The organism is Serratia sp. Ag1, assembly GCF_000743355.1.
GTDB lineage: Bacteria > Pseudomonadota > Gammaproteobacteria > Enterobacterales > Enterobacteriaceae > Chania.
Window position 1 is genome coordinate 142116 of record NZ_JQEI01000009.1, and the last position, 14754, is coordinate 156869.

A 14754-nucleotide genomic window follows, 5' to 3' on the forward strand; every position below is an offset into this window, starting at 1 on the left:
AAAAAACCCCGTCAATGCGGGGTCTAATCAATTTGAGGTAAAAAATAGACTAGATAAGTTCGATACTTGCGCCTGACGATAACTTATCGACCCGAATCTGCGTCAGCGAAGAGAGCCTCAGATCCACCTGATCAAGTTTTGGTGTTTCCGCAGGAGCGTTAACGGCAATCACCTGGCAGCCAGCCGCCAAACCGGAAAGTATCCCGGCAGATGCATCTTCCACCACCACACAGGCCTGCGGAGCCAACCCCAAACGCTCCGCGCCTAACAGATAAGCGTCCGGCTGTGGTTTCCCCCGTTTCACCAGTTCTGCGGTGATAAATACGTCTGGCTGTGGTAAACCGCCAGCCTGACGCCGCGCGCTGGCTACCGGCATTGAACCCGAGGTGACTATCGCCCAGGGAATGCCCAACGCATTGAGCCGCTCCAACAGAGCCACCGCGCCCGGCAGCGCTTTCACGCCATCAGTATCCTGCGCCTCCCTCTGCTCCAGCAAGTCAAACTCCTGCTGGATCGCCGCCTCAGTCGCCCCGGGCATAAAATGGCGCAGCGACGTAATCGCCTGTTTACCATGAATAAAAGCCAACACTTCCTGCGGGCTGATACCATGACGCTTAGCCCAGTGAGTCCAGGCACGTTCCACTGCGGGCAATGAATCCACTAATGTTCCATCAAGGTCGAACAGAAAACCCTTACATTCCACAGAAAACCTCTTCTCTCTCCGGCATAGCCTGAATAATGCGAGTTGCCAATCATCATCAGGCATTAATGATTTGCGCAATCTCAACGGCGCTCAAATGGTATTGACGTGGGCATGACAGCCAAATTGCCAGCATACGCTGATACTTTTCCCACATTTTGGTTTGAGCATTGAAGCCATGGCTGCCGGAGTCAAAATGCGTATACCGCCCTTCTGTGCTGACCAGAAAGCGCACATAGCTCAGGTAGCGTGCTTCGGTGGCTGCATCAAAGCCGAGGAAGGCCAAGCGACGAACATCAAGCTCCTGCCGGTCTTTCAGGTTCTCCCAAGACACCTGCAGCGCATGATGCATTTCCATAATATTGATGATGGTACGACAGACTTCTTCACTCATCTCACCAAAATCACGATCGAGCTCACGCATCTGTAAACCAAAACCACGTTCGATAATAGTCTGCAATCGACGATAACGCTCTGCGTTATCCGGATCGAGCATCGTCATCATTTTGTACTGATTCGAGAGAATCAAACGTTGGGCATTAGTCATTTCCATTTCAGGTTCCTCAGTTCTGCCAATTGGCGAGAGCATCGCACGAGTCTATTGCGGCGTGGAACCACAACTCGCACCTTCTTTGATTTGAACCGGGGTTATCATGGAGATGGGCTTTAACCCACCGGGTTTCGGATGATGATCGCAACCCGGTAGCCTGATCAGAGATCGTCAAGGAAGGTTTTATCCAACTGCTTGAAAGCACGCTTTAACACATCCGCCAGAGCCTGATAGGTGGGAACCCCTTCTATTGGCGCTAACGCCTGCCCGGCCTCTGCCAGTTTATTGCGCACTTCATGGAACCACTGCAATAGGCTCGGCGGCAACGGCGTGACCGAACGGCGCCCCAGCCACCATAGCCCCTGCATCGGCATGCTGCAGGCAAACAGTGCGGTCGCAATGGCTGGGCCAAGCTGGCCACCAAGGGCAACCTGCCAGGCCAGAGTAAAGATCGCCAATGGCGGCATAAAGCGAATAGCAAAACGGGTGGCACGCACAGTGCGATTCTCAGGGAACATCGGTGCCAGCCGTTTTTCTGCAGGCCAGGTTTTCATGTAATGCTGCCCGCGTTGGAATATCTGGAACCAACTCACGGAACCGGATGGCTTGCTCGTCATTGCGTACCTCAACGTCACGTATCAAGAAATGAAATATTTTCACAAACACACCAACAAAAAAGTTGAAGCTTTAAATTTATTTTGTGTTTGCCACGGGCTGTCGGTATCCTAAGCCGGCCTTTTGGCCGGTAGAAGATGGCGCAAAATCTGTCAACTTTCTGCCCATTTAAAAGCAAATTTACTTAAACCGCAGAGAAATCATCGGTTTTTTTTATCATCATGTATTTTCTGTCACTGACATGATGCTAATCATAAATGTCAACGCCATTATGCGCTACGCTTGATGTTTGTTTGACGATTTATTCACCACGTGTTCTGGGTTCACAACAACACGAACTATAAGTAGGTACTTCCATGTCGAGTAAGCTAGTACTGGTTCTTAACTGCGGCAGTTCTTCCCTCAAATTCGCTATCATTGATGCAGCCAACGGTGAAGAATATCTCTCTGGCCTTGCCGAATGTTTCCACCTTCCAGAAGCCCGAATCAAATGGAAAATGGACGGTAGCAAACAAGAAGCGGCACTGGGTGCCGGTGCTGCGCACAGCGAAGCACTGAACTTCATTGTTAATACTATTCTGGCACAAAAACCAGAGCTTTCCGCCCAGTTGACCGCTATCGGCCACCGCATCGTGCATGGCGGCGAGAAGTTCACTGCTTCTGCCGTGATCAACGACGAAGTCCTGCAGGGTATCAAAGATTCCGTACCCTTTGCACCACTGCATAACCCAGCTCACCTGATCGGTATCGCTGAAGCCCTGAAATCCTTCCCGAATCTGGCTGATAAAAACGTGGCGGTATTCGACACGGCGTTCCATCAGACCATGCCGGAAGAGTCTTACCTGTACGCCCTGCCGTACAGCCTGTACCGTGACCACGGTGTGCGTCGCTATGGTGCCCACGGCACCAGCCACTTCTATGTCACACAGGAAGCCGCGAAGGTGCTGAACAAGCCAGTTGACGAAGTGAACGTGATTACCTGCCACTTGGGTAACGGCGGTTCCGTCAGTGCGGTACGCAACGGCAAATGTGTTGATACCTCCATGGGGTTGACCCCGCTGGAAGGCTTGGTGATGGGTACCCGCAGCGGTGACATCGATCCGGCCATCATCTTCCATCTGCATGATTCTCTGGGCATGAGCGTTGACCAGATCAACAAGATGCTGACCAAAGAGTCTGGCCTGCTGGGCCTGACCGAAGTCACCAGCGACTGCCGTTATGTCGAAGACAACTACGCCACCAAAGCCGATGCCAAGCGCGCGATGGACGTATTCTGCCACCGTCTGGCCAAATATATCGGGGCTTACAGCGCTTTGATGGAAGGCCGCCTGGATGCGGTGATCTTTACCGGCGGCATCGGTGAAAACGCTGCGCTGGTACGTGAGTTGACGCTGGATAAACTGGGCCTGCTGGGCTTTGAGATCGACCACGAACGTAACCTGGCCGCCCGTTTTGGCAAATCCGGTAACATCGCCAAAGACGGTAGCCGCCCGGCACTGGTGATCCCAACCAACGAAGAGTTAGTGATTGCCCAAGATGCGGCCCGCTTGACCGCTTAATCCCCCCAACACCGTCAGCCCAGGCTGGCGGTGTTGTTTCAGTGCCAAGATTTGCCTGCGCGTTTAACCGCAGACTGAAAAAACCGTGAGAGGACTATTCTGTGTCACGTACAATTATGTTGATCCCCACCGGCACCAGCGTTGGCCTGACCAGCGTCAGCTTGGGTGTCATCCGCTCCATGGAGCAAAAAGGCGTTCGTCTGAGCGTATTCAAGCCGATTGCTCAACCGCGTACCGGCGGTGATACTCTCGACCAGACCACCACCATCATCCGCAGCAACTCCACTATCCCTACCGCCGAACCCTTGCGCATGAGCTACGTGGAAGGCCTGTTGAGCTCCAACCAGCAGGATGTGCTGATGGAAGAGATCGTGGCGCGTTACCACGCCAACACCAAAGACGCGGAAGTGGTGCTGATCGAAGGCTTAGTGCCAACCCGTAAGCACCAGTTTGCCAGCGCGCTGAACTTCGAAATCGCTAAAACCCTGAATGCAGAAATCGTCTTTGTTCTGGCGCTGGGTAACGACTCTCCAGCCCAGTTGAAAGAACGTATCGAACTGGCCCGCAGCAGCTTCGGCGGCAGCAAGAACAAGAACATTACCGGCGTCATCATCAACAAGCTGAACGCACCGGTAGACGATCAGGGCCGCACCCGCCCGGATCTGTCAGAAATCTTTGATGACTCTACCAAGGCCAGCGTTGCCAACGTCGATCCTGCGCATCTGTTTGCCAACAGCCCACTCCCGGTCTTGGGCTGCGTACCATGGAGCTTCGATCTGATTGCAACCCGGGCTATTGATATGGCTCGCCACTTGAAAGCACGCGTGATCAACGAAGGCGACATCATGACCCGTCGGGTGAAATCCGTGACTTTCTGCGCGCGCAGCATTCCACATATGCTGGAACACTTCCGCCCGGGCTCATTGCTGGTGACCTCTGCCGATCGTCCTGACGTGTTGGTTTCTGCCTGTCTGGCGGCGATGAACGGTGTAGAAATCGGTGCTCTGTTGCTGACCGGCGGCTACGAAATCGATGGGTCGATCAAAAAGCTCTGTGAACGTGCCTTCCAAACCGGCCTGCCGGTATTTATGGTCGACACCAACACCTGGCAGACCTCACTGAGCCTGCAGAGCTTCAACCTTGAAGTCCCCGCAGATGACCACCAGCGCATTGAGCAAGTGCAAAACTACGTGGCAAGCCATATCAACGCCGAGTGGATCGAGTCATTGACCGCCACTTCTGAGCGTTCACGCCGTCTGTCACCACCAGCATTCCGCTATGAATTGACAGAACTGGCGCGTAAAGCAGGCAAGCGCATTGTGCTGCCAGAAGGCGATGAGCCACGTACCGTAAAAGCGGCAGCAATCTGTGCTGCACGCGGCATCGCAGAATGCGTGCTACTGGGCAATCCAGATGAGATCAAGCGCGTAGCGGCTGCGCAAGGCGTAGAGTTGGGCCAAGGGATTGAGATCGTCGATCCGGTTGCCGTACGTGAAAAATACGTGCCACGCCTGGTTGAATTGCGTAAGAGCAAAGGCATGACCGAAGTGGTAGCCCGTGAGCAACTGGAAGACAACGTGGTTCTCGGCACCCTGATGCTGGAAAAAGGCGAAGTTGACGGCCTGGTCTCCGGCGCAGTGCATACCACCGCCAATACTATCCGCCCACCGTTGCAGTTGATCAAAACTGCTCCGGGCAGCTCACTGGTTTCTTCGGTGTTCTTCATGCTGTTGCCGGATCAGGTCCTGGTTTACGGCGACTGTGCGATCAACCCAGACCCAACCGCTGAACAACTTGCTGAGATCGCTATCCAGTCTGCGGATTCTGCGGCTGCATTCGGTATCGAACCGCGCGTGGCGATGATCTCTTATTCCACCGGCAATTCAGGTGCAGGCAGCGACGTTGAGAAAGTGCGTGAAGCGACTCGCTTGGCACAGGAGAAGCGCCCAGACCTGATTATCGATGGTCCATTGCAATACGATGCAGCGATTATGGCGGATGTTGCGAAATCCAAAGCGCCTAACTCGCCAGTGGCGGGCAAAGCCACCGTGTTCATTTTCCCGGATCTGAACACCGGTAACACCACCTATAAAGCGGTACAGCGTTCTGCCGATCTGGTGTCTATCGGGCCAATGCTGCAAGGTATGCGCAAGCCGGTAAACGACCTGTCACGTGGCGCACTGGTGGATGACATCGTCTATACCGTAGCCTTGACGGCCATTCAGTCTGCTCAGGCTGATGCTCTGGCAGAGAAAGCCTAGCGGGACATCCCGATGGCCTCTTGATCTACAGACGGAAACACAAACGGCCCGTTTAATAACGGGCCGTTTGATTTAAACTTCAGAACACTATTAGTTATAAGTGATATCGAAAGTTGTTACCGCATTCGCTGAACCTGGAGTCACGGTGTCCGCGATTGCAACATAGCGAGCAACGAACTTCAGATCATTATCACCCGCACCCAACGCGTAGGCCTGTGAGCTCACACGCAAAGGCAACACATTGCTTGATGCATCAGAAATTTGCACAGCAACCCCAGTGGCTACATCAGCACCAGTGGTCAGAGCCAATGAACTGTTATCGCTGGTTGCTGAAGTGCCATCAAATTTTACGAAAGCATTGTTCACCGTTGGTGGGCAATCTTTCAGCGTCAAAACGAAGCTGGTAGCACTCGCCGTTGTACCAACCCCTTTAAAAGCGGTGTAACCCACTTTCCCGAGCTGTACTTCCGCTGGATTGCTCATATTGTTAACAACCTGACAAGCTTCGGTCGTGAGTTTCCCTTCAAACTTCACTTGACCATCTGCAGCAAATGCACTGGTAGACAGACCCAAACTTGCAGCAACCAAGGCTGTAACACAAAAAATTTTTTTCACTATTCGAAACTCCATATCCTATGGGTATAAATTGCCCTATATACAATTAATGCTATTTTACTTGCAGCATCAGACAAGTTGCATGAGACATCTTATTTCAGCGTTAGCCTAAGAATCTCAAGACACATATATTATTATTAGGAGGGAAACAGGTTTTAGAATGAGCAGATAGAACAATCTGGATACAGAAGCACCAGAATAAAACAATCACGCTGAACCAATGCCTGAAGAACTATGGCCTTTAATCTTAAAAACGCTGCTGCTGATCGTCATGAACCCATCAGTAATGCCTCAACTAATCTTACGAGCCACATTTTAGTTAAAAGCAGTTTAATGTAAAGGTTCAGCTAACTATTTGTAAGCGCTTATCCTCATCACAAATTGCTAATTATCTCTTAATTAAGTAAAACAAAAAAAATAACCTAATAAATTGTATTTTAAGTAATTAATTTTTTAAATAAGATTAAATAAAGAATTAAACGAGAAACATCCTGCATTAAAATCAAGAATAAGTCATATTTAACCCATTTTATTGCGTTAAAAACGTCCAATTCCCACATCGCAGTGGCACACTTTTCTGATCATTTTAAGATTATATCTCACCACTCTTTGCCAGCATCAAGGCGGTGGTATTCATTAGAGCGGACAATTTTGGCCGTTGACCTGAGTGAAACAGCAACAGAGAAGCAGTAACCCCTTGATCGGCCAGTAAGGCAACCAGTGCACATGCAATTTGAAGTATGATGGGTATAGCGTGGCAGGAATGGGGGTTCCCGGTGTTGTGCCAAAAGGACAACACCGGGAAAGTGCCTGATGCTTTTCAGCATCTATACCCATCATACTTCAAGTTGCTTGGGTGTTGGCTGCGCACCGTCGCCCCAGTCACATAGTACGCTATGCTCCTGGGGCCTCCGCTGCTGGCCGCCTACAAGCAACTCGAATTATTTTGGGTATAAGCAATAATAACGACCCTGATTAGAAACTGTAAGATACACCCATGCGATAACGAGTCTGACGGTTATCGTGCAGGCTGTCTTGCTTCACGTTACCGACTTCAATATAAGGCTTCCAGTTTTTATCCCACTTATAAGCCAGTTTTACGTTATGTTCGTAGTCGGTTTTACCATCATCGAAGATAACCTTGTTACTATTCTTATAGACATAGTTATATTCTGCCTGCCAGTCCTTGAGGAAGGTATAACCTAACCAAAAATCACCACGGTTGGTTTTCTCATCCGCATCAGAACCTTTTGAGGTAGTACGCTTATATTCATAACGATATCTGGCGGCAACATAAAGCTCTTTAGTCAGATTATATTGCGCACGCAAGAAGGGGCGGTAACCATTATTGTTACTGTTAGACTCCAGCGAGAAACCTGGCTGCAAAGAAAACTCATCCGTCAGGTTTTGCTGATAGCTGGCGACCACTTCAGTGCCGTTACTCACCTGCTCATGGTAAAGTTTATTCGGTGTGTCATCTGAAGGATCCTGACGCCATTTCGCTTCTAAAGATAAACCAAACCCATTCGCAAAGCGATGTGACATCAGTAAACGATCTTTATGATCGCCTTTACCGGTATCCATAAATTCATGTCGATAATCAATTGTTACCGCAGCGGCACTGAGGCTGATTACTGAAGTCATCACCAGAGTTAATAATTTTAATTTCATTACATTTCCCATCCTTTATAATTTAATTATACAAAAGTTCACACCCTAAAAAGCATCCCTTAGAGGTATTGAAAATTAAAGTGAGTGAATCATATAAGTATTTTATTAAACCTGTCTTACCTTTAACCTTCTGACTTATCCAAAAGGACAACTCATTGGTAATGTTCACTATTAAAAATAGAGAAACATTATTACTTCACCAAATAGACACAGAACCATAATAGAGGCCGGTTATAACCTCTATTACACTACACCATCATACTTCAATTTATTTTATAATAACCCACCCTATATAATGGCAGGTTATTATTAAGGTCTTATTATCTCATTGCCCGCTTCAGGATACGATCACCCTGAGATTGGAAATCAGCGGCAGTTTCTTTAACCGTTTTCTTACCATAGTCGATCGACTGAATGGCATCCTGGAATAACACCACAATCTGCGGGTCATCAAAGTAAGGTGACGCATTGATTGCGTGAGGTAAAGACAACGCCAGTTTCAACCCTGCAACCGCCGGATCGGTATCTTTAATCACACCACTTTCACGTAACTGATTCACCGCAGTCTTACTGAGTGGCACACCGCGCTCCAGCCCCAGTGCTTCAACACCCTCTTTGCTGTTCAACAGGAAGTTAATCAGCATGGCAGCCTCACGCGGATGCTTGCTGCTTTTACCAATTGAGAACATTTGGGCTGGTTTAAAGAACAAGCCCGCATCCGTCGCGCCTTCCAACATCGGGTAATTACCCAATTCCAGTTTTGCTGGCGGTTTCAGGTTATCTGAATATTTCTTGATGGTGGAGTTCCACATATAGGTTCCTGCAAACTCACCCGCAATCCAAGGTTTCATTTCATACATATTACTTTTGCCGAAAGAGGCAAAATATTTGGATGACGGCATCACATGGCTGTCCACCATGTCTTTATACATTTGGAAGAACTCGACCCACTGCTCTGGGGTATAGTTAAACTTCTTCTTCTCTTCGTTAACAATATCCACATTGTGCTTCTGTATCATATATGAGCGCAACAATGCGAAGGAGTCTTGATGCTCAAGTACCACTGGGTAATACTTCTCACCCAATACTTCCTGGAATTTCTTACCGGCAGCCAGTAATTCATCCCAAGTCTTAGGGTACTCTACGCCAGCATTCTTCCAGGTAACATCGTTAAGGTAGAAGACACGTGCAGTCACTGAAATCGGGATCCCGTTCAGTTTGCCATTAACCGTGGTAGTCTTCAGTTCCTTTGGATCAAACTGAGTCAGATCCAGATGCTCACTGACTTTATTCAAATCATAGAAACCGCTGCCATCCTTTGAAAAGATCGGCAACCAGTTCCAGTTAGTTTGCATAACGTCTGGTTCTGTTCCGCCAGCAATCTGGGTCGTCAAGCGAGAAAGGTGACCATCCCAACCCGTATATTCTGATTTAACCTTAATATCCGGATTCTGTTTCTGGAACTCTTCAATCGCCTTCAACGTCATCTGGTGGCGGCTATTCCCCCCCCACCAAGACATACGCAAATCGACCTGTTCAGCAGCAAATGACTGGTGCGCAAACATAGCAATAGAAGAAGCAACCAAAACTTGTAATAATCTTTTTTTCATTATCTAAAACTCCTGTTAAAGAGAAATATTTTTTTCTGTCTTTGCATCAAAGATATGGCATTTATTCATATCAAATTTAAAGTAAACAGGACGATGCAGCCCATTTTTGAGAATAGGTTTAACATCATCAGATGGGATACGACAGGTCAATTCAAAATCATTAACCTTAAGGTAAACAAAGAATTCGTGGCCCATGTTTTCAACGCGCACTAATTCCCCCTGAGAGTGATTCCCCTCAAAAGGTGACTCTGAAATAGTGATAAACTCAGGACGAACACCAAAGAACACCTCTTCACCCACATGCCCAGCCACTTTCGCCTGCTGATGCGGGGTCAATGTCAGCGTGTAATTACCCACGGTCAAACCGATCTTGCCATCTTGCTCTACCAGTTTACTCGGCTTGATATTCATTTCAGGCGCACCGATAAAACCGGCCACAAACATGTTTTTCGGGAAGTGATAAAGGTTATCTGGTGTATCAACCTGCATGATATGGCCAAGTTTCATCACACAGATACGGTCACCCATAGTCATTGCTTCTGTTTGGTCATGGGTAACATAAACTGTAGTCGCCGGTTTACCGCTCTTTTTCAATTGCTTGTGCAGATCGGAAATACGGATACGCATTGATGCACGTAATTTGGCATCCAGGTTGGACAATGGCTCATCAAACAAGAAAACATCCGGTTTCTTGACGATCGCACGGCCAACGGCCACACGCTGTGCCTGCCCACCAGAAAGTTGCCGTGGCAGGCGATCAAGCAGCTCTTCTAATTCCAGGATTTTTGCCGCTTCGGTTACCTGCGCCTCGATCTGCTCTTTAGGCAGTTTGCTCAGCTTCAAGCCAAACGCCAGGTTCTCTTTCACCGTCATGTGCGGATAAAGCGCATAGTTCTGGAACACCATGGCAATACCACGCGATTTAGGTGCCAGGTTGTTCACCACGCGCTCGCCGATACGGACTTCACCACCGCTGATGGTTTCCAACCCCGCCAGCATACGCAGCGTGGTTGACTTGGCGCAGCCGGACGGCCCGACGATGACCATGAACTCACCGTCAGCAATGGTTAAATTGATACCATGAACGGCTTTATAACCGTTGGTGTAAACTTTCTCTAAATTATTAAATACGACTTCAGCCATGATAAATCCTCAATTAACCTTTAATACCGCTGCTGGTAACACCCTGCACGAAATAGCGTTGGGCCAGGAAGAACACGATGATAGACGGCAGAATAGAGATACTTGCCATTGCCAGAATTTCATTCCACGGCGCACCTTCGGTAACGTCGATAGACATTTTCAGCGCCAGGGCAATAGGGTATTTATCTACGCTGTAAACATAAATCAGTGGCCCAATAAAGTCGTTCATCGACCACATGAATTGGAACAGAGCAACAGAAATAATCGCCGGTTTCAGAATCGGTACCACGACATACCACAGCACCTGGAAGGAGTTACAGCCATCAATTTGCGCGGCCTCTTCCATATCACGTGGTACACCACGCAAGAACTGGATCAACATAAAGACGAAGAAACCCTGCGTCGCAAATGCCAGCGGTAAATACAGCGGCAGATAGCTGTCCAGCATCCCCATCTCACGGAACATAATGTACTGAGGGATCAGTAACACTGTGCTCGGCAGCAACATGGTGGTGATCAGCGTTGCGAACCAGAACTTTTTCCATGGAATTTCAAAACGGGCAAAGCCGTAGGCCACGATCGTCGAAGAAATAATGGTCAGGATGACTTTAGGAATAACAAACTTAAACGTGTTAAGCATGTAGTGGCCAAAGTTATACTCTGTCCCGGTTTTCCAGCCATTAACGAAACCGTCAGAGGTTGGATGCGCGGGCCACAATCCTAGCGTCGTAAAGATTTCATGATTGGGCTTGAATGATGCAGAGAACATCCACACCAGTGGATAAAGCATCAGTAAACCAACAAACAGCAGGATGATATAACGAATAAATGCGCTAACTTTTTCTTTGCGTAATGTCCGCTGTACCTCTTGCTCAGCCGTTTTCTGAGCATCGCTCATGATTACGTTATCTTGATGCATATCAGCCATTTTTGCCTCCCTTATCCGCTGAGTAGAAGACCCAATACTTCGATGATTTAAAGGCGACTGAGGCAAACAAGGCCACAACCAGGAACAATATCCAGGCCAACGCAGCACCGTAACCCATATCAAAATATTTAAATGCAGTATCGTAAATATACAGTGAGAACAGGTAGGTATAGTGAGTTGGGCCACCACCCGTAATAACATACGGTGCCGTAAACTCTTGGAACGCCTGCGTTGTCTGCATAATGAAGTTGAAGAAGATAACCGGCGTAATCAACGGCACGGTCACTTTCATAAACATCTGCCATTTTGAAGCGCCATCAATCATTGCGGCTTCATATTGTGACTGTGGAACGTTCTGTAATGCCGCCAGGAAAATCACCATGGCAGAACCAAATTGCCACACACGCAGCAAAGTGACCGACATCAACGCCAGCGAAGGTTCACCCAGCCAGTTGATAGGGTCTGCGCCGAATACACCGATAAAGCTGTTTAACAGACCATCGATGGCAAACAGCGCACGCCACAATACGGCGATAGCAACGCTACTGCCCAGAATCGAAGGAATGTAGTATGCCGTCCGGAAAAATCCAATCCCACGTAGCTTAAAATTAAGAACAAAAGCAATACCGAGTGCAAATGCCAATTTTAGAGGAATGGTCAGAAACACATAGGCAAAAGTGACACCCATAGATTTCCAAAAGAGATGATCTTCCGTGAGCATATAACGGTAATTTTCGATCCCGTTAAACACTGGCGGATTCATCAGGTCATATTCTGTAAAGCTTAACAAGAATGATGACACAAAGGGAAATGCCGTAAATATTATCAGCCCTATAATATAAGGTGATATATAGGCTAACCCCAGCATTCTGTTTTCATTCATGGTTATTACCCATAGATATAGAAAAGTTAAATAAAGAAAATTTAATTAACGTTATATACTCTAAGCCATTCGAGTTGCACGAAGGCTGCAAACTCGAAGTCTGATGAGTATAAAGAGACCCGACGGCCATCAGATCCAACCCAAGGTAGAGTGTTTTAACCTCCGTTCTGATAACAACATGCCGCGCTGAAGCAGTAAAAAAATATCACTCTGCTTTTGCAGTTGCGTATCGCCAACAAAAGTGACACACAGCCGCGATCCATACGCTAAACAAATAAATAATAATTTTCGTATATAAAGTACTAAAGAATTTTTACCATGTGCTCCCAGTTCATGGTGTTGAGACAAACAATGGATAAATTGGAGAAACAAAATAAATCCGTTCCGTAAGGAAACCAATTGGGCTTGCCCACTCCTCATGGCTCGCTTGAGCAGCAGGCAAAAAGCTGATGGCAGATCCATCACGATACTGTCGTTCTTTTGAGTGCAGCACCTTAAGTCCATTTGCGATCTCCACACATCAGCTAGCAAACTGAAACACTATTTCAAATTATTATATCTAAATTTCTCTCAGCGTCATTGGGTGGATAGCAAAAGTGTGACCAAAGTAGGAACGTTGTTTTATTTTTTTTGACCTCACCACCCACCGATTAAAAACCCAGTTAAGTGACTGACTTAACAGATTGATTTACATCAAAAAAATAATTGATATTGATTGTGGTGTTAACGATCTTGATTTGTGGAAAATAGGTTAGCCAATTGTGTCACAGGCCAAAAGGCAGCATACCGATTGCTGGGGATATCGAGCCAAACTGGGCTGGGGAAAGTCGTTTAGGTGGGGTTAAGAAAGGCTGCGTTCTTACTCAACGGCAAAAAACACAGCCTGGAATCTGGTGTGATCAGTGGTTCTCTTCACCGGACTCGACTTTGCTCTCACGCTGCAATGGCTTACCGTAATCCTGATCGTTATTACGCGTCAGCCATAATGACAGTGCTTTTAACGAATCTGGGGTAAATTCGTCGCAGCGCGCGGTGATCTCTTCCGGCGTCATCCAACTGACTTCTGCCACCTCATCTTCCTGTAAGGCAAAAGGGCCGTGTGACACACAGCTGAACAGCGCCCCCCAAATGCGGCATTGGTTTTCTTCAAAATAGAACATGCCGTGCTCAGCAAAAGGTACCCCGGCAATTCCCAGTTCCTCTTCCGCTTCGCGACGAGCAGAATCAAGCATATTTTCACCGCTTTGCACCACTCCACCAGCGCAGGCATCCAGCCAGCCAGGGTAGAAGTCCTTGCTGTCTGTACGGCGCTGCACCAAAATCCGCCCCATTCCATTATGCACCACAATATAGGTAGCACGGTGACGCAGCCGTTGAGCACGCATCTGTTGACGACTGGATTGAGCAATCACTTCGTTTTGCTCATTGACGATATCCACCCATTCGGTATCTGCAGCCTGATCCTGTTCCGCCATCCTCTAAGACCTTCTATTTTGGCGCGATGAATGCCGCGCTCTGGTTAATTGATCAGTGTACTTCTAGTGATTTTTAATATGCGTACACTCTTCATCTTACAAGTGCAATTATTTTGGGTATATATAAATTAGTGTGCTAGTGCCAGCTCCGCAACAGCCTTGCCACCGTGCAAGCCGATCACACGCAAAATATTCTGATCCAGTATGCCATAACTGGCAGGAAAGCCCCCTTTTGGCATGCTGACCGAACCAGGGTTAAAGCAGTAAATGCCCCCCTGACATTCTGCCTGCGGCAAATGCGTGTGGCCATACACCAGCACATCACCCGGCGATAACGGCGGCAACACACCAGGATGATAAAGGTGACCATGAGTTAGAAACAGCCGTCTTTTGGGCAACAGGACTTGTTGAAAGGGAGCTGTGATAGGGAATGAAAGCAGCATCTGATCGACTTCGCTGTCACAATTGCCACGAACGGCAACGATCTTATCGCGATAAAGATTTAAATGCTCGGCAACCTGTGCGGGTTGATAGGTATCTGGCAACGCATTACGTGGCCCATGGTTGAGTAAATCACCTAAAAGAATCAACCAATCGGCACGACTTTGTACAAACAGTTCGAGAATTTTTTCAGTAGCGGAAAGTGAACCATGTAAGTCAGAGGCGAACATCAGCTTCATAAGCTTCCCTTGGTACGGAATATGAAACCCATTCTAACGCAGGAATACTAAACGATGAACAAGG

Annotated in this window: 13 protein-coding genes; 2 read left to right on the forward strand and 11 right to left on the reverse strand. The window is 48.0% G+C overall.

Translation table 11 applies throughout. The annotated features are described in order from the left end of the window. Positions 1–49 precede the first annotated feature (49 nt). The 3 genes from IV04_RS05820 to yfbV all read right to left on the reverse strand — a co-directional run bounded on the left by IV04_RS05820 (position 50) and on the right by yfbV (position 1867). The gene (locus tag IV04_RS05820) at positions 50–703 is read right to left on the reverse strand and encodes a sugar phosphatase (protein WP_037402442.1); all 654 of its coding nucleotides are present in this window, start codon (positions 701–703) and stop codon (positions 50–52) included. Positions 704–758: 55 nt separating this feature from the next. Beyond that, positions 759–1253, reverse strand: a complete 495-nt coding sequence (locus tag IV04_RS05825; protein ID WP_037402444.1) for a YfbU family protein — start codon at positions 1251–1253, stop codon at positions 759–761. 158 nt (positions 1254–1411) lie between these two features. Continuing rightward, positions 1412–1867, reverse strand: coding sequence for a terminus macrodomain insulation protein YfbV (gene yfbV, locus IV04_RS05830; protein WP_037402446.1), 456 nt, complete (start codon positions 1865–1867; stop codon positions 1412–1414). A gap of 354 nt (positions 1868–2221) precedes the next feature. Between yfbV and ackA the strand changes: the two genes are divergently transcribed. Beyond that, a complete protein-coding gene (gene ackA, locus IV04_RS05835) occupies positions 2222–3424 on the forward strand; it encodes an acetate kinase (RefSeq protein ID WP_037402448.1) in 1203 nt (400 codons plus the stop codon). A 101-nt stretch (positions 3425–3525) separates the two neighbouring features. Beyond that, entirely contained in the window at positions 3526–5685 is a 2160-nt protein-coding gene (gene pta / locus IV04_RS05840) for a phosphate acetyltransferase (RefSeq protein ID WP_037402449.1), read from the forward strand. A 90-nt stretch (positions 5686–5775) separates the two neighbouring features. Here pta and IV04_RS05845 read toward each other — a convergent pair whose 3' ends face one another. The 8 genes from IV04_RS05845 to yfcE all read right to left on the reverse strand — a co-directional run bounded on the left by IV04_RS05845 (position 5776) and on the right by yfcE (position 14690). Continuing rightward, positions 5776–6300 carry a fimbrial protein gene (locus tag IV04_RS05845; RefSeq protein ID WP_037402451.1) on the reverse strand — a complete coding sequence of 175 codons (525 nt, stop codon included), beginning with the start codon at positions 6298–6300 and terminating at the stop codon, positions 5776–5778. A 975-nt stretch (positions 6301–7275) separates the two neighbouring features. Further along, on the reverse strand, positions 7276–7971 hold the full coding sequence (locus tag IV04_RS05850) for an oligogalacturonate-specific porin KdgM family protein (RefSeq protein WP_037402454.1): 696 nt from the start codon (positions 7969–7971) through the stop codon (positions 7276–7278). Positions 7972–8291: 320 nt separating this feature from the next. Then, positions 8292–9581, reverse strand: coding sequence for an ABC transporter substrate-binding protein (locus tag IV04_RS05855; RefSeq protein WP_037402456.1), 1290 nt, complete (start codon positions 9579–9581; stop codon positions 8292–8294). A gap of 15 nt (positions 9582–9596) precedes the next feature. Beyond that, positions 9597–10724 (reverse strand): ABC transporter ATP-binding protein, encoded by a 1128-nt coding sequence (locus tag IV04_RS05860; protein WP_037402458.1) that lies wholly within the window; start codon positions 10722–10724, stop codon positions 9597–9599. Positions 10725–10737: 13 nt separating this feature from the next. Continuing rightward, positions 10738–11652: a carbohydrate ABC transporter permease gene (locus IV04_RS05865; RefSeq protein ID WP_037402460.1), complete on the reverse strand. Its 915-nt coding sequence runs from the start codon at positions 11650–11652 to the stop codon at positions 10738–10740. Continuing rightward, positions 11645–12535, reverse strand: coding sequence for a carbohydrate ABC transporter permease (locus tag IV04_RS05870; RefSeq protein WP_037402463.1), 891 nt, complete (start codon positions 12533–12535; stop codon positions 11645–11647). Before IV04_RS05870 ends, IV04_RS05865 begins: the two co-directional genes overlap by 8 nt. Before the next feature lie 899 nt (positions 12536–13434). Then, complete coding sequence (yfcD, locus tag IV04_RS05875; RefSeq protein WP_037402465.1) at positions 13435–14010, reverse strand: NUDIX hydrolase YfcD; 576 nt, start codon at positions 14008–14010, stop codon at positions 13435–13437. A 128-nt stretch (positions 14011–14138) separates the two neighbouring features. Continuing rightward, positions 14139–14690 (reverse strand): phosphodiesterase, encoded by a 552-nt coding sequence (gene yfcE / locus IV04_RS05880; protein WP_037402468.1) that lies wholly within the window; start codon positions 14688–14690, stop codon positions 14139–14141. Between the last annotated feature and the right edge of the window lie 64 nt (positions 14691–14754).

Excerpts from the sequence above, each read along its gene's own strand:
- IV04_RS05825 (WP_037402444.1), bottom strand. The coding sequence starts at position 1,253 with ATGGAAATGACTAATGCCCAACGTTTGATTCTCTCGAATCAGTACAAA.
- yfbV (WP_037402446.1), bottom strand. The coding sequence starts at position 1,867 with ATGACGAGCAAGCCATCCGGTTCCGTGAGTTGGTTCCAGATATTCCAA.
- ackA (WP_037402448.1), top strand. The coding sequence starts at position 2,222 with ATGTCGAGTAAGCTAGTACTGGTTCTTAACTGCGGCAGTTCTTCCCTC.
- IV04_RS05850 (WP_037402454.1), bottom strand. The coding sequence starts at position 7,971 with ATGAAATTAAAATTATTAACTCTGGTGATGACTTCAGTAATCAGCCTC.
- IV04_RS05855 (WP_037402456.1), bottom strand. The coding sequence starts at position 9,581 with ATGAAAAAAAGATTATTACAAGTTTTGGTTGCTTCTTCTATTGCTATG.
- IV04_RS05860 (WP_037402458.1), bottom strand. The coding sequence starts at position 10,724 with ATGGCTGAAGTCGTATTTAATAATTTAGAGAAAGTTTACACCAACGGT.
- IV04_RS05865 (WP_037402460.1), bottom strand. The coding sequence starts at position 11,652 with ATGGCTGATATGCATCAAGATAACGTAATCATGAGCGATGCTCAGAAA.
- IV04_RS05870 (WP_037402463.1), bottom strand. The coding sequence starts at position 12,535 with ATGAATGAAAACAGAATGCTGGGGTTAGCCTATATATCACCTTATATT.
- yfcD (WP_037402465.1), bottom strand. The coding sequence starts at position 14,010 with ATGGCGGAACAGGATCAGGCTGCAGATACCGAATGGGTGGATATCGTC.
- yfcE (WP_037402468.1), bottom strand. The coding sequence starts at position 14,690 with ATGAAGCTGATGTTCGCCTCTGACTTACATGGTTCACTTTCCGCTACT.